The following is a 14,741-nucleotide window of genomic DNA, read 5'->3' on the forward strand; positions in this document are numbered from 1 at the left end:
CGGGGATTCGCGGCAAGGCGCCGCTGCGAGACCCGTCAAACCGATAGGTCAGGCACTCTGAGCTGTCTTCACCACGACGATCTTGCTCTCGTCCTGCTGGGGAGGGGCCGTATCCTGGGCGACCTTGTCGGCCTCGCCGCAGTGGCGTTTGAGATAGTCGCGGCGCATGCCGATCTCGTCGCGGACGAACTCGTAGCCGAGCTTGAACGTGTCGAGCCCGTCGGTACTGATCGTGCCGTCCCTGAGACCTATGACCGCGCCGCGCAGAATGCCCTCCAGCTCGTCCTGGAGACATTCGAGCTGGTCCAGCGAATGCGCGTGCTCGATGCGTTCGCCGATGTCGAGGACGGCGGTGGAAAGCTCGCCAGCCTTCTCCGGCGCGATGCGGGTGATCTTGGCGTAGATCGCGGCGAAGATCGAGCCGATCACGCTGAGCGCGGCGGCGCCCAGATACATCAGGTCGCTGTACTTATCCATGAACGACTTGGTGTCGTCGTTGATGTAGTCGGCCGCCCCCTGATGCGCCATCACGTAGGCATCCTTCTCGACGGAGGCCGGCTCGATTCTGCTGGCGAAGCCGTTGTCGAGCCCGAGCGCGGATTTGTTCTCATAGACGACGCGCGCGAGCTCGCCCGCCGTGCTCGCCGACATCCTTGATTGCGCGACCAGCAGCCATTCGAGCCCGATCGTGTCGAGGTCGTCGTCGGGAATTTCCGGCGATGCGGACAGCGTGCCCGCAGTCAGCGTTTCACTGGAAATGCCGGGAATCTTGCGCGCGAGCGCCTTGGCCTCGTCGATCGCGTTCAGTGTGAAGCCGCCGCGCTTGGCGACCTGCTCATAGGCCTTGTCCCGCACCGCCCTGGAGGTATGGACGATGGCGATCACCGCGCCGAAGCCGCTCGCCGGCGCAAACAGCTTGTCGAGCGTTGCACCCTGCGGCGCCATCTGGATCCTGGCGGCATCCGGACCGTCGGGGATGTCGAGGATGCTACGGACGAAGGCGAGCGAGGATTCGTTCTCGGCGAGGACGGCAACTTTCTTCTTCTTCAACTCGGCGAGCGACTTGATCTTCTTGTTGCCGGGACCGAGCAGCAGCACCAGATCGTGCTCGAGGATCGCGAGCGTGCGCGCCCGCAGCGGCACCTTGGTGTCGGTGCGAAGGACGGCGAGGTCGGCCTGCTTGCGGTCGAACTGTGCGAGCGCCTTGGCATTGTCTGCGTTGTTGACGATCTTGATCCGGAAGCGCGAGGCGTTGTTCTTCAGCAAAGTGGCGAGCTTGGCGGCGAACAGCGCTTCGTCGCTGTTGGGGGTGCCGACGGCAAAGGTCAGCGTCTCCGAATTGTGCAGCATGGCGCGGCCGCCCCAGACGGTGGCGAGCGACAGCAGCAGCGTCAGCACGACGTAGAGAAAGACCTGCTGCTGATTGGTTTTGATCACCTTGGGGCGCCGCGGCGGCGGTTCGGTCGGTGACGAGGTTGGGCCTTCAGTACTCATGGCAGCACTCCGGCCCTATTCCTGAGTGACGGGCGGCTCGCGGATGCGATCGCGGCGGGCGCCCTGCAATTCCTAAACGTCTGAAAAAAGAACGATATTCTCTGCCGACAATGATAGCGCGCCGGTACCGGAATGCAAAATTCGAGCCGGAGGTAACCTTACTCGATCTGGCCGCGGCGATTGGTCATCCTATCACCAGTTAGCCACAGTTGGCGATTTTCCAGTTCCCCCCGGCTGCATTCCGTCGCGGGAGATGTCATAAATCACACGTCCCGGCGATTTGACCGGTCCAAAAAGAAGTTGCGCTGAACGCTCCGGTCTTTCTTGTCACGTCAATGAGGGCGTCAGCTTGTCGTTTCCACCCATGTCATCGGCGGTTCCGGTCGAAGCGCTCATTGGCTGGATGTTGCTGCTCACCTTCAAGCACATCATCGCCGATTTCGTGCTCCAGACCGCCTGGATGGCGCACGGCAAGGACCAGAAGCACGGCTGGGCTTTGCCGCTTCTGGTGCATTGCCTGATTCACCTCGCGGTTGCGCTGCCGCTGATCCTGTTGGTGGCGCCGCGATTCTGGTTCGTCGCGTTCATCGACTTCGCGATCCACATCACCATCGACCGCGCCAAGGGGTTCGTCTCCGCCAATTTCGGTGTCGACCTGGCGCATCCCTGGTTCTGGACCCTGATCGGCGTCGACCAGGCCCTGCATCATTTGACCGGCTTCGGCCTTTCCATCTTCATGGCGGCGAACTGAGGCCGGCGGGCCTGCGGATAGTCGTCGATCGGCATTCACAAGAGGTCGTCATGCCCGGGCTTGTCCCGCCTGCGCGGCCGAAGCCGCTTCGGCGCGGCGAAGGCCCGGGCATCCACGTTCTTCGTGCCGCGTGGCCAGCCGTGGATGGCCGGGACAAAGGCGAGCGGAAGCGACGCCGTCCTTCGGACGGCTATGCCCAGCCATGACGCCGTGGAGGCATTGGCGTCCCGACTTTTCGGCTCAGATGTGGTGGCCTGACCCCCATTCGGTCGCCTCCGATTCGCGACGAGGGCGCAAGGACCCCGGGTGACTACCGGGCGGCGTGGTTAACCTTTCATTAGAGAATTGCGCTGCATCTTCGGCAACGAGGAGAACCGCAATGTTTTCAAGCCGCGACGCCTATGAAAGCGATTTCTGCCCGGTCCGCGACGAGCTCCTTGGCGAGATGTATCGCGCCAGCGAGAGTGGCCTGCCGAGGCTGGTTGAGAGTGTTTCCCCTGACGCGCGCGCCAGGCTGGCGCTGTTCTGCTATCGCCGCAGCCATCTGCACTCGCTGGCGGTCGCGATCGCGGCCAGCTGCAACGAGCGTGACCTGATCGACAATGGCGGCCGCGTCGGCTCGACGCTCTACGCGCTGTCGCGCGAAAGCACGGTCAAATCGTCGCCGTCGCTGTCGGGGGGCCGCAAGCCGATCACGCTGTCGACCAAGCCGCTCTCGGTGCTTGCACCGCTTGAGGACGGGTTCGACGACGAGGTCAGCGAGGCCGTTCCAGCTGTAGCCGTTCCAGCCTAAGCGACCTCGATTACCGGCAGTCCGAATTTCCGCCGCGCCATCGCGCATTCGGCGTCTCCCGGCATGCAGGTGCGGCACACCTCCGGCCGGACCTCGTAAATGCCGCAGGCCGTCTGCTTTCCGATCTCCCCCCGCAACGCCGAACAGCGATCGCCCTCGCAGCGCATGCCGGATTGGCGCGCGTTGACGAGCGTCTCGGGGATTGCGGCAAGCTCCTCGTCGCTCTCGATCGAGAAGCGCGGCCAGTTCTCCGAATAGCCACAGCAGGCGCCGCAGCTCTGGCACCAGCTCGACAGATCGACGGGGGAATTCTCTTCCATCGCGCTCACGTGTCCTTTGGCGGGCCCCAGACCAGGCTCTGCCGCCATCTTGCGCGCAGCACGTCGCGCCGCTCCGGATATTTATCGTCGAGATAGTTCGCATCCACGACGCGGTCGGTGCGGAAGCTGCGGAAGTCGCCGCGCAGCTCGCACCAGGCCGCAAGCAGGCGCACGGCTTCGAGATAGCCGACCGAGATCGGCCAGATCATGCGCTCGCTGGGGCGGCCCTGCTCGTCGCGGTAGCGCAGCATGATCTTCCTGCCTTCGTGGATCTGGGTGCGCGTGCGCGCCATGTCGAGGCGATCCGGCTCCCTGTTCCAGCTCGGCCGCGCGCGGCTTGCCGGCTCCAGCACGAAGGGACGCAAGCGCTCAGGCACGGTGTCGGCGATCTTGGCCATCAAATCTTCGGCCGCGCGTGCCAGCGCGGAATCGGCATGGCCCGCGACCCATTGCGCGCCCAGCACCGCCGCCTCGATCTCGTCGGGTGTCAGCATCAAGGGCGGCAGGTCGAAACCCTTCTCCAGGATGTAGCCCATGCCGGCTTCGCCGCGGATCGGCACGCGCTGGCCGATCAAGGTTGCGATGTCGCGATAGATGGTGCGCTTCGAGGTCTCGAGCTCGGCCGCGATCGCGTCCGCGGTCAGCGGCTTACGCGTGCGCCTCAGCACCTGGATGATCTGAAACAGCCGGTCGGCGCGTCTCATGGCAATTCTCTTATCGGGGACGGATCAGAAAATGGCGCGCTGCTGCTGACAGGATGTTGGCAGCAGGGGGTGTCTATACCGGGACAACACATCGACTGAAGAGGATTTGTCCATGATCATTCCAACCCATTTTGGCCCGGCGATTCCGATGTCGCGGGCACAGGTCTGGTCCGCCAGGGCACTCGGCCGCCTCGTTTCGTTCGATCTCATGGCCGTCGACCTCCGATTTGCTCTTGCAAGCGTGATGGCACGCTTGCTGACCCAGGCTGCGGACGCGCTGGCCCGCCATGTCGTTCGTAGTGTCATGGCCCGCGCCTGGCGGGGGGCCCGTTTCGCAGAAGATATCACGGCTGCTGCCACCATGGTGGCAGCAGCCGGTCACTAGGTTCCCTCAAAGTTTCGCAAGTCCAAATTTCGCAAGCCCAAATTTCGCAGGTCCAGGAGAGAGTTCGCATGATCACGCTTTATGGCTTTGGCGCCGGCTTCGGCCTGCCGGAAATCAGCCCCTTCGTCACCAAGACCGAGGTCCAGCTCAAGATGGCGGGACTGCCCTACCGGAAGGAGCGGGCGATGCCGCCGGCCTCGCCCAAGGGGCAGCTGCCGTTCATCGACGATGGCGGCGAGGCGGTGGCCGATTCCACCTTCATCCGCGCCCATATCGAGCGCCGCTATGGTTTCGATTTCGATGCCGGGCTGTCGCTGGCCGAGCGGGCGCAGGCCTGGGCGTTCGAGCGCATGATCGAGCATCACGTCTACTGGGCGCTGGTCGGGGCGCGCTGGGTCGATCCGGTCAACTTCGCCAAGGGGCCCGCGCATTTCTTCGACGGCGCGCCGGAGCACAATCGCGAAAAGTTGCGCGAGGATGCGCAATTCCGTGTCGCCGAGAACTATCTGCTCTCCGGCCTCGGCCGCCACGCGCCCGATGACGATGTCGATCTCGCGGTACGTTCGCTGTTCGCGCTCTCGGTCCAGCTCGGCGACAAGGCCTACCTGATGGGCAACAAGCCCTGCGGTGTCGATGCCACCGCCTTCGGCGCGCTCGCCGGAATCCTGACGCCCTTCTTCGAATCCGGCCTGCGTCAGCGCGCCGAGGGATTTGCGAACCTCACCGCCTATGTCGACCGCATGATGGACGATTATTATCCGGAGTTCGCCTGGACCCCGCTGCGGCAGGCGGCCTGAGGCCTGATGAGATGAGACTCGCCTAGCGCCCCGACGGAGGTGCGTTCCCTCCCCCCTTGCGGGGGAGGGCTAGGGAGAGGGGTGGTCCAGGAAAAGGTACCCGTTGTTGATGATGCATCGAGGGCGGGTGCACGACGGAAAGAATTCCCGTGTGGCACCCCTCTCCCTGCCCCTCCCCCGCAAGGGGGGAGGGAACGGAGAGAGCGCTGCTGTAGGCCGACTCGATTCGACTTCGCACTCGCCAATCTCAAACCCAAAACAAAAGAGCCGGCCCAACGGGCCGGCTCTCGTCGTCTCAAAACTCTTGCCGCGCCTTACCTCACGAGCGTGTACTTGCCGTTCTTCACCGTGAGCAGGATGCGCGAGCGCTCGTCGAGGCCGTAGCGGTCCTTTTCGGTGAAGTTGTAGACGCCCTGGCTCGCCGCCAGCTCCTTCTCGGACAGCAGCGCCTGGCGGATCGCTTCGCGGAATTCCGGCGTGCCGGGCTTTGCGGTTTTCAGCGCCGTCGGAATGATGCGCTTGAGGATCTCGAACGCATCATAGGAATGACCGGCGAACTGGCTGCGGCTGTTCGGGCCGTACTTGGCCTCATAGGCGGTGTTGAGCGCGAGGCCCGGCTTCTTGGTGGCGGCTTCGTCGGGCTGGTCCTCGGGGTCCATGACGGGACCGGAGGCCATCAGCACGCCTTCCGCTGCTTTGCCGGCGATGCGGATGAAGTCCATGCTGGCGGCGCCATGGGTCTGGTAGATCAGGCCCTGATAGCCGCGCTCGCGCAGCTCGGTCTGCGGCAGCGCGGCCGCGGTACCGGAAGCGCCGACCAGGATCGCATCGGGGTTGGCGGCGACGAGCTTTAGCACCTGTCCGGTCACTGACGTATCAGGGCGGGCGAAGCGCTCCTCATCGGCGATGGTGATGCCCATCGGCACGGCCTGGGCCTTCAGGTCGTTGAACCAGAGGTCGCCATAGGAGTCGGAATAGCCGATATAGCCGACGGTCTTCACGCCCTTCGACTTCATGTGGTCGTACAGCACCTTGCCCACGATCGGGATCGGCTGCGGCATCGCCACCGACCACTTCATGCGCTCAGGCGTGATCGGGAACGGCGCCAGGCCGAAATGCGGAATGCCGGCCTCGTTGGCGACGTTGGAGACCGCGATGGTCGGCGGCGTCAGCGCCGAGCCCATGATGATGTCGGCCTTGGATTCGGTCACGAAGCGGCGGGCGTTGGTGGTCGCCGTGGTGGGATCGCCGCCGTCGTCGAGCACGATCACCTTCAGCGGCACGCCGCCGATCTCCTTCGGCACGAATTCCAGCGCGTTGCGCTCGGGAATGCCGAGCGCTGCGCCGGGGCCGGTCGTGGTGGTGGTGATGCCGATGGTGATTTCGCTGGTCTGGGCCAGCGCAGGCAGAGCCGGCAGGGCAAGCGTCGCCGCGGCGATGGCGGCGGTCAGGTAAAAGCGTTTCATCTATTCCTCCCTTGACGTGTTTCTTTGAAAGCAGAAATCGGGGGGTAATTCAGCCCCCTCTTTTGGTGATGCGGCGATTTAGCTCCAGACCCAGCTCCCCGTGAATTTGGCTACCATTTCCGCTGGAAACGGTGCCGATTTCAGCTTGTCGGGGTTAACGGGATCGCGGCCGACCAGGACGCGGGTCTCAAAACCCTCGAGCGCGAGCGCCTCGCCCTTGTAGACGCTGTGCTTCACCTCGAAGCTCGAGCGCTTGATGCTCTCGATCCTCGTTTCGATGGTGATCCAGTCGCCATAGGTCGAGGGGATGTAGAACTTGGCCCGCGTATCGACCATGGGGATACCCACTAGGCCGTATTTGCGGACCAGGTCCTGCTTGGAGAAGCCGGCGACCTCGAACAGGGTCGAGGTCGAATCGTCGAACATCGCGAAATAGCGCGGGTAATAGACGATGTTGGCGGGGTCGCAGTCGCCCCACTGGATCTGGACGTCGCGCCGGTTCACGAACATGCGATGACCCTGCTTTCGTTGCGCCTTACTTCGGCGCCATGCGCAGCGAGCCGTCGAGGCGCACCACTTCGCCGTTCAGGTACGAGTTCTCGACCATGTGCAGCGCGAGCGCGGCGAACTCGTCGGCGTGGCCGAGCCGGCGCGGGAACGGGATCGCGGCGGCGAGCGAGTCCTGGGCTTCCTGCGGCAGGTTGGCGAGCAGCGGCGTCAGGAACAGGCCGGGCGCGATGGTCAGCACGCGGACGCCGAACTGCGCGAGCTCGCGCGCGATCGGCAGCGTCATGCCGACGATGCCGCCCTTGGAGGCGGAATAGGCCGACTGGCCGATCTGGCCGTCATAGGCGGCAACGGACGCCGTATTGATGATGACGCCGCGCTCGCCGGTCGCCTGCGGCTCGAGCTTGGACATCTCGGTCGCGGCGAGGCGCAGCATGTTGAAGGTGCCGATGAGGTTGACCTTGATCACCTTGTCGAAATCGGCAAGGGCCATCGGCCCGTCGCGGCCGACCACGCGCTTGGCGACGCCGATGCCGGCGCAATTGACCAGCACGCGCGCGGGTCCATGCGCCTTGGTCGCCTGCGTGATCGCAGCCTCGGCCGAGGCGGCATCGGAGACGTCGCAGGTCACGGCGACGCCCTTGAGCTCGGCGGCGACGGTCTCCGCAAGCTTGGCATTGAGGTCGAACACCGCGACCTTGGCGCCCTGCGCCGCCAGCTTTCGCGCGGTCGCAGCGCCCAGTCCCGATGCACCGCCGGTAACGATGACTGCCTGATCCTTCAACAACATGGCGTTCTCCTGTAGCGATGGTTTCTTAGCCGACCGATATCACACGGTCCGATGGATTGGCAGCGTAGAGCTCCTCGATCAGCGCGTCGCGATGCTCGAGCACCGCGCGCTGGTTGATCGAGCCCTTGTCGGTGACCTCGCCCTTGTCGATCGACAGCGGCGTGTCCAGCAGGATCGCGCGCGTGATCCGCGTCGAGGAACCGGTGGCCGAAGCCAGAAAGCGTGTCAGGCGCTCGCGGAAGGCTTCACGCACCAGCCGGTCCCGGGCCGTGACGGTGAGATCGTCGGCCGGCAGCGTCGGGTTGATCAGCCGGCAGCCGTCGAGATCGAGCAGCACCAGCGCGGAGATTTCGTCGCGGTTGATGCCGGCGATGACGACGTCGCGCACCAGCGGCGCGCAGGCCGCGACGAAGCGCGCGCGCAGCGGGCCGACGCTGACCCAGGTTCCGCTGCCGAGCTTGAAGTCTTCGCTGACACGGCCGTCGAAATCGAAGCCGGCGTTGAGATCATCGGGGTCGACGGGCTTGAGCGCGTCGCCCATCTTGTAAAATCCTTCCTCGTCGAAGGATTTTGCGGTGATGTCGGGCTGGCGCCAATAGCCGGGCATTACGTTCGGCCCCTTGGCGCGCACTTCCATCTTGCCGTTGTTCGGCACCAGCTTGGCGTCATTGCCCGATACGGGCAACCCGACATGGCCGGAGCGGCTGGTGCGCGGATTGACCGACATGAAGAACGGCGCGGTCTCGGTGGCGCCAAGGCCCGTCAGCATCGGCACGCGGTAGCCCTTCTCCTTCACCGCGAGCTCGTCGAGGCTGTTCCAGACGAATGGCGACAGCGCGGCGCCCGAGAAGAACATCGCGTGCAGCCGGTCGAAGAACTTTGCGCGCAGGCCCTGGTCGTCGCGCAAATACGGCAGCAGCGATTCATAGCCCTTGGGGACGTTGAAATAGACCGTCGGCGAAATCTCCTGGAGATTGCGCACGGTCTCCTCGATGCCGCCCGGCACCGGCTTGCCGGCGTCGAGATACATCGAGCCGCCATTGTAGAGCGTCAGCCCGATATTGTGGTTGCCGCCAAAGGTGTGATTCCAGGGCAGCCAGTCGATGATGACCGGGGGCTCGTCCTTGAGGAAGGCGAGAGTCTCGCGCAGCATCACCTGGTTGGCGCAGATCATGCGCTGGGTGTTGATGACGGCCTTGGGGTTGCCGGTCGAGCCCGACGTCAGCAAAAACTTCGCGATCGTGTCGGGGCCGATTTTGTCGTGTATCGCGTCGAGATCGCCGTGGAGCGGCGTCGCCATGAGGTCGGCGAGCAGGGTGACGTCGCGGCCCGGCACGCTGCCCCAGGACGCGGCGATCTCGGTGCCGAGCGAGACATTGGCGGTGAGCGCGTCCGCGAACTTGCCGGCGTCCTCGGCGAAGACGAGGCCGGGCGTCAGCAGCTTCATCAGGTAAGAGAGCTTGCCGTAATCCTTCGACACCAGCGAATAGGCCGGCGACACCGGGCAGAACGGAATTCCGGCATAGAACGCGCCGAACGCCAGCAGCGCGTGGTCGATCGAATTGCCTGAGAGGATGACGACCGGCCGCTCCGCCGACAGGCCGCGCGCAATCAGGCCGGACGCAATGTGCCGGCTTGCGGCGAGCAGCTCGGCGTAAGTGATCTTGCGCCAGCCGCGACCGCCTTCGCGCTCGGCCATGAAGACGCGGTCCGGCGTCGTCGTCGCCCAGTGATGCAGGCGGTCGGTGAGGCGGACCGGATAGTCGCCGAGCGGCTGTTTGGGCCGCAGGTAAATCGTGCCGTCGTCGCGCCGCTCGATGTTGACGACGGGATCGCCGAACGAAATGGGCCGCAGCGGGGAAGTGCTCGCGCCGCGCTCCATGCTGGAAGAGGACGGCTGTCCGCTCATGACTTCGGCTTCACCTTTGCGGTCTTGTGTTCGAGGAATTCGCGGATCCTGCGTTTTGCCTCTTTGTCGCTCTGCGCAACTGTTGCCATCAGCGATTCCATCAACAGGCCGGCCTGCGGATTGGCCTCCGCGATCATCGGCAGCGCCTGGAGTACGGCGAAGTTCGTCAGCGGCGCGTTGGAGGCGACCTTGGTCGCAAGCTCCAGCGCCTTGCCGAGCCCGTTGCCGGCCTCCGTCACATATTGCGTAAAGCCGTAGGAGGCGCCTTCGGTCGCGCTATAGACGCGGCCGGTCAGCATCATGTCCATCATCCTGGCAACGCCGATCAGCCGCGGCAGCCGCACCGAGCCGCCGCCGCCGACGAAGATGCCGCGCTGCCCTTCCGGCAGGGCGAAATAGGTCGAGGGCTCGGCGACGCGGATATGGGCGGCGCAGGCCAGCTCCAGCCCGCCGCCGATCACCGCGCCCCGGAGCGCAGCGATCACGGGCACGCGGCTGTACTGGATGCGGTCGAACACCCGGTGCCACATCTGGGAATGGAGGAGGCCGCCGGTCGCGTCGTGGTCCTGAAGCTCGGAGAGGTCGAGGCCGGAGGAGAAATGATCGCCGATGCCGTGGATGACGACCGCGCCGATATCCTCGGGCAGGGAGGCAAAGCACTCGCCGATTTCGAGGATAATGCCGTCATTGAGCGCATTGCGCTTGGCCGGCCGGTTCAGGCCCACGGTCAGAACCCGGTCCGCCCGCTCGATCCTCAAAAGCCCGGAGGCGCCCGCGTCAGCGGTCTCGGCGTTTCCCTGTGTCATTTGCGTCCTTGTCAGAATAGTTATGTTGTATAACGAATTCTGGGGGAGTCAAGGAGGGACGGTGCGGTCCCTGAGGATGTAGCAAGTCAGGTGGGTAAGATCCCTACGCCAAACCCGGTGTCGTCCCTGCGCAGGCAGGGACCCATAACCCCAGGGAGTTGTTTGGCGAAGACTCGCCGTTCGGTACTCCTGCCGGTCGCAATTGATAGATCACGCGGTATGGGTCCCTGCGTTCGCAGGGACGACGGCGGAGCGTGTGGTCACACCACCTGATGCACGTCGATCACCACGCGGTCCGCATGGCGTGCGGCTGAGCCGACAAAAATGTGCTCCATCAGCCAGCGATATTTTTCGTGCCCCGTCTCGAACTTCGGGACCGTGCGGAAATAGATCAGTTTCGGATCGACCGGCTCACCGCGCTTGAGCTTTTGCAGCAGCTCGACCGGGCCGAAGCGCATGCCCTTGTTCTCGACATAGACGATAGCGCCGTCATCCGTCTCGAAGGCGTATTTCGCTTCGAGATCGATCAGCTCGTTGGGCCGGATGGTCTGGAAGTCGGCGCCGAACGGCAGCACCTTCCCGGTGATCGCGCCCGTCACCTCGCCGCCGATAATCGGGATGATGCGGCGAACGCCGATGCCGGTCTCGCCGGCCGTGATGACGTCGCCGATTTTTGCGGTGACGGTGAAGACGTATTTGGTCTCGAGCGCCGGTGTGGTCATCGCTTCTCTCCGATCTATTGCGCCAAGCGCAGTGCTCTTCCTTCTCCCCTTGTGGGAGAAGGTGGCGCGAAGCGCCGGATGAGGGGTTGTCTCCGCAAACGCAGGTGTGCGGGCGGAGAGATACCCCTCACCCGTCTCGCCGCTATCGCGGCGAGCCACCCTCTCCCACAAGGGGAGAGGGGACAACAGCGCGTCGCGCCGTAGGCGTTCACTAGTGCGCCATCATCCGTGTCGGCAGCCAGGTCGCCAGCAGCGGGAACGCGATCAAAATCACCAGCCGCACCAGATCCGTCGCCACGAACGGGATCACGCCCTTGAAGATGGTGGAGAAGGAGACGTCCTTCACCACGCTCTTGATGACAAAGACGTTCATCCCGACCGGCGGGTGGATCAGGCCGAGCTCGACGGTCATCACGATGATGACGCCGAACCAGATCGGATCAAACCCGAGATGCGTGATGACGGGGAAAATGATCGGCACGGTGAGGATGATCATCGCCATGGCGTCCATCAGGCAGCCGAGCACGAGATACATCACCATGATCAGCGCCAGCACGCCGTAGGGGCCGAGGCCGAGACCGGTGAGGAATTCGGTGACCTTCTGCGGCGTCTGCGTCACCGTGAGGAAGTAGCCGAAGATCAGCGCGCCGATCAGCACGGTGAACACCGCGGCCGCGGTGCGCGTCGCCTGCAGCAGCGAGGCCAAGATCTTCTCGCGATCGAGCCGTCCGGTGACAACGCCGATGATGAAGGCGCCCGCGGCGCCGACGCCGCCGGCTTCCGTCGGCGTGAAGCGCGGCAGGAAGGGCAGGCCGTAGAGGCCGCCGATCACGAAGACGAACAGCAAGACCGGCGCCCAGATGTCCTTCAGGCCCGCAAAGCGCTCGCGCCACGGCAGCACCTTGCCCTTGGGCAGGAAGTCCGGGCGGAAATGACCGATCAGGAAGATCGTGATCATGTACATGGTCATCGCCAGGAGGCCCGGAATGATGCCGGCGATGAAGAGCTTTCCGATGTCCTGCTCGGTGATGATGCCGTAGACCGCGAGCACGGTGGACGGCGGCAGCATCGCGCCGAGCGTGCCGCCGGCGGCGATCACGCCAGTGGCGAACGACTGCGGATAGCCGAAGCGGCGCATCTCGGGGTAGGCGACGGCGGAGAAGGTCGCGGCGGTCGCGACGGAGGAGCCGCAGATCGCGGCAAAGCCGCCGCAGGCGCCGACGGTGGCAATGCCGAGCCCGCCGCGCAGATGCCCGACGAAACCGTTGGCGGCGCGGAACAGCTCGCGGCTCATGCCGGAATTGCTGACGAAGGAGCCCATCAGCAGGAACATCGGGATGACGCCGAAGGTGTAGTCGGTGACCGTGCGCATCGAGGTCTGGCCGACCAGCTTCAGCGCCGCCGTCCCGTTGACGAGATAGGCGAAGCCGGACACGCCGACGAGGCCCATCGCCATGCCGACGGGCACGCGCAGCAGCATCAGGACAAACAGGGAAACGAAGCCGATTAAGGCGACGGCATCGGTGCTCATGATTACTCCGTCGCCTTCAATTTGGGATCGTGCATATCTTCGGGATGGAAGATCAGGCGGTAGGTGCGGATCGCGATCAGCAGCACGGCCGCGGCATCACCGATCCACGCGACCGCGAAGAACGGCCAGGTCGGCATGTGCATGTCGAAGGTCTGGACGTTGTCGTTGTAGGTGCCGCGCACCTTGTCGAACAGCGTCCAGGTCTGCACGGTGACGACGAACAGCAGCACCAGGGTCGCGAACACGTCGATCCAGCGCTGATAGCGCGGCCCGACATTGCCCCAGACGAGGTCGACCGTGATGTGGGTGCCGCGATAGGACGTCGCCGCGATGCCCCAGAAAATGAGAATGCCGAGCAGCATGCGGCCGATATCGAACGAGTCGGGGATCGAGTAGTTCAGCGTGTTGCGCAGCAGCACCGACAGGAAGATGTCGAGCGCGACGATGCCGACGAAGCCGGCCGCGATCCATTCGATCGTGTCGATGATGCGGTCCATCCAGGAGCGCTTCATGGGAGGTGTCACGTCGTGTGCTGTCATTGTTTGATCTCGGTCTCGCCGCGCACTTCACCTCGCCCCGCTTGCGGGGAGAGGTCGAATTCGAGCGCCGCTCGAATTCGGGTGAGGGGGACTCTCCGCGAATCGAGCTGTCACCGTCTCTGCGGAGGCAGCCCCCCAACCCTCTCCCCGTAAGAACGGGGAGAGGGGAAGAAGAGAGCCGGCCGCGGCCGCAGCTTGGCGCTACTCCGCCAGCGCGTTGTACTTCTTCAGCGACGCCTTCAGCTCGCTAAGCGCCGCGTCGGGATCGGCGCCGGCCTTCTTGGCGCCTTCGCCCCAGGTCTTGACCAAGGGATCGGCGGCCTTCTTCCAGGCGGCGGTCTGCTCCGGCGTCAGCTTGTAGACCTCGTGGCCGGCTTCCGCCTTCACCTTGTCGACGCCGGCGTCCTCGAACTTGCCCCAGTGCTCGCCGACCACGCCGGCCATCTCGGTCGAGCAGTTCTTGTCGATCGCGGCCTTCTGCTTGTCGGACATCGCGTTGTACTTGTCCTTGTTGATCACGAACACGAAGGTCGTGGTGTAGAGCGGCGCCTCCATGTCGTACTTGGTCACCTTGTCGATGCCGAACAGCACGAGGGAGCCCCAGGGGAAGGTGACGCCGTCGGCGACGCCGCGCTCGATGATGTCGCGCACTTCGGGCGCGGAGGACTGCACATTGGTGCCGCCGAGCGAGGTGACGAAATTCGCCATGGTGGCGTGCGCGGGGCGGATCTTCAGGCCCTTCACGTCCTCCGGCACCACGATCTTCTTCGTCTTGGAATGGAACGACGAAGGCGAGTGGACGAAGGCGAGGCAGTATTTGACGTCCTTCATCTCCTTCTCGGCATATTTGCGGTACCAGGCGTCCAGCCCCATCGAGCCGCCCTTGGCGTCCGAGATCAGGAACGGCAATTCGCCGGCGCCGACGATCGGGAAGCGGCCGGGCTGATAGCCGGGATTGACGTAGGTGACGTCGGCGATGCCGTCGCGTGCCATGTCGTAATGGTCAAACGCCTTGCCGAGCTGCTGGGCGGGAAACACCTTGCCCGTGATGGTGCCGCCGGAATCCTTATTCACCGCGGCCACCCAGTCTTCCAGGGACTTCTGCAGCGGATGCGAGGCCGGCACCCAGTGCGAGATCTTCAAATCGAAGGTCTTGTCCTGCGCGAACGCGGGGCTCACGCTTGCTGCCAGCAGCAACGCCAGACAGGCTTTCCTCATCGGTCGTCT

At 64.5% G+C, this 14,741-nt stretch carries 16 protein-coding genes; 4 read left to right on the forward strand and 12 right to left on the reverse strand.

Features of this window, described 5'->3' with window-relative positions; genetic code table 11:
- Positions 1-48: 48 nt before the first annotated feature.
- The gene (locus ACVJ5M_RS08370) at positions 49-1,494 is read right to left on the reverse strand and encodes a TAXI family TRAP transporter solute-binding subunit (RefSeq protein ID WP_354099846.1); all 1,446 of its coding nucleotides are present in this window, start codon (positions 1,492-1,494) and stop codon (positions 49-51) included.
- 403 nt (positions 1,495-1,897) lie between these two features.
- On the opposite strand from ACVJ5M_RS08370, the gene ACVJ5M_RS08375 reads away from it, so the two are divergent.
- Both ACVJ5M_RS08375 and ACVJ5M_RS08380 read left to right on the forward strand, forming a co-directional pair.
- On the forward strand, positions 1,898-2,245 hold the full coding sequence (locus ACVJ5M_RS08375) for a DUF3307 domain-containing protein (RefSeq protein ID WP_038933545.1): 348 nt from the start codon (positions 1,898-1,900) through the stop codon (positions 2,243-2,245).
- Between the two features lie 379 nt (positions 2,246-2,624).
- Entirely contained in the window at positions 2,625-3,038 is a 414-nt protein-coding gene (locus tag ACVJ5M_RS08380; protein ID WP_028148857.1) for a hypothetical protein, read from the forward strand.
- On the opposite strand, the gene ACVJ5M_RS08385 is transcribed toward ACVJ5M_RS08380, so the two are convergent.
- The gene (locus ACVJ5M_RS08385) at positions 3,035-3,358 is read right to left on the reverse strand and encodes a YkgJ family cysteine cluster protein (RefSeq protein ID WP_063986074.1); all 324 of its coding nucleotides are present in this window, start codon (positions 3,356-3,358) and stop codon (positions 3,035-3,037) included. The genes ACVJ5M_RS08380 and ACVJ5M_RS08385 overlap by 4 nt on opposite strands.
- Positions 3,359-3,363: 5 nt before the next feature.
- Positions 3,364-4,062 carry a helix-turn-helix transcriptional regulator gene (locus ACVJ5M_RS08390; RefSeq protein ID WP_063980922.1) on the reverse strand — a complete coding sequence of 233 codons (699 nt, stop codon included), beginning with the start codon at positions 4,060-4,062 and terminating at the stop codon, positions 3,364-3,366.
- A gap of 112 nt (positions 4,063-4,174) precedes the next feature.
- On the opposite strand from ACVJ5M_RS08390, the gene ACVJ5M_RS08395 reads away from it, so the two are divergent.
- Both ACVJ5M_RS08395 and ACVJ5M_RS08400 read left to right on the forward strand, forming a co-directional pair.
- Positions 4,175-4,447: a hypothetical protein gene (locus tag ACVJ5M_RS08395; protein ID WP_063980923.1), complete on the forward strand. Its 273-nt coding sequence runs from the start codon at positions 4,175-4,177 to the stop codon at positions 4,445-4,447.
- 68 nt (positions 4,448-4,515) lie between these two features.
- Positions 4,516-5,244: a glutathione S-transferase family protein gene (locus ACVJ5M_RS08400; protein ID WP_028157342.1), complete on the forward strand. Its 729-nt coding sequence runs from the start codon at positions 4,516-4,518 to the stop codon at positions 5,242-5,244.
- A 314-nt stretch (positions 5,245-5,558) separates the two neighbouring features.
- On the opposite strand, the gene ACVJ5M_RS08405 is transcribed toward ACVJ5M_RS08400, so the two are convergent.
- From ACVJ5M_RS08405 to ACVJ5M_RS08445, 9 genes are all read right to left on the reverse strand, one after another.
- A complete protein-coding gene (locus ACVJ5M_RS08405) occupies positions 5,559-6,710 on the reverse strand; it encodes an ABC transporter substrate-binding protein (protein WP_028151958.1) in 1,152 nt (383 codons plus the stop codon).
- A 78-nt stretch (positions 6,711-6,788) separates the two neighbouring features.
- Positions 6,789-7,220 (reverse strand): acyl-CoA thioesterase, encoded by a 432-nt coding sequence (locus ACVJ5M_RS08410; protein ID WP_063980925.1) that lies wholly within the window; start codon positions 7,218-7,220, stop codon positions 6,789-6,791.
- A 25-nt stretch (positions 7,221-7,245) separates the two neighbouring features.
- Complete coding sequence (locus ACVJ5M_RS08415) at positions 7,246-8,007, reverse strand: 3-hydroxyacyl-CoA dehydrogenase (RefSeq protein ID WP_038933541.1); 762 nt, start codon at positions 8,005-8,007, stop codon at positions 7,246-7,248.
- 25 nt (positions 8,008-8,032) lie between these two features.
- Complete coding sequence (locus ACVJ5M_RS08420) at positions 8,033-9,916, reverse strand: feruloyl-CoA synthase (RefSeq protein WP_283017991.1); 1,884 nt, start codon at positions 9,914-9,916, stop codon at positions 8,033-8,035.
- A complete protein-coding gene (locus ACVJ5M_RS08425) occupies positions 9,913-10,722 on the reverse strand; it encodes a crotonase/enoyl-CoA hydratase family protein (RefSeq protein ID WP_063980927.1) in 810 nt (269 codons plus the stop codon). The genes ACVJ5M_RS08420 and ACVJ5M_RS08425 overlap by 4 nt, the downstream gene beginning before the upstream one ends.
- Positions 10,723-10,982: 260 nt before the next feature.
- Positions 10,983-11,444 (reverse strand): DUF3237 domain-containing protein, encoded by a 462-nt coding sequence (locus tag ACVJ5M_RS08430; protein ID WP_063980928.1) that lies wholly within the window; start codon positions 11,442-11,444, stop codon positions 10,983-10,985.
- A 211-nt stretch (positions 11,445-11,655) separates the two neighbouring features.
- Positions 11,656-12,975, reverse strand: coding sequence for a TRAP transporter large permease (locus tag ACVJ5M_RS08435; protein WP_028151951.1), 1,320 nt, complete (start codon positions 12,973-12,975; stop codon positions 11,656-11,658).
- A 2-nt stretch (positions 12,976-12,977) separates the two neighbouring features.
- Entirely contained in the window at positions 12,978-13,487 is a 510-nt protein-coding gene (locus ACVJ5M_RS08440) for a TRAP transporter small permease (RefSeq protein WP_014498282.1), read from the reverse strand.
- A gap of 228 nt (positions 13,488-13,715) precedes the next feature.
- Complete coding sequence (locus ACVJ5M_RS08445; RefSeq protein ID WP_063980929.1) at positions 13,716-14,732, reverse strand: TRAP transporter substrate-binding protein; 1,017 nt, start codon at positions 14,730-14,732, stop codon at positions 13,716-13,718.
- Positions 14,733-14,741 lie beyond the last annotated feature (9 nt).

This window comes from Bradyrhizobium sp. S3.7.6 (genome assembly GCF_054061875.1).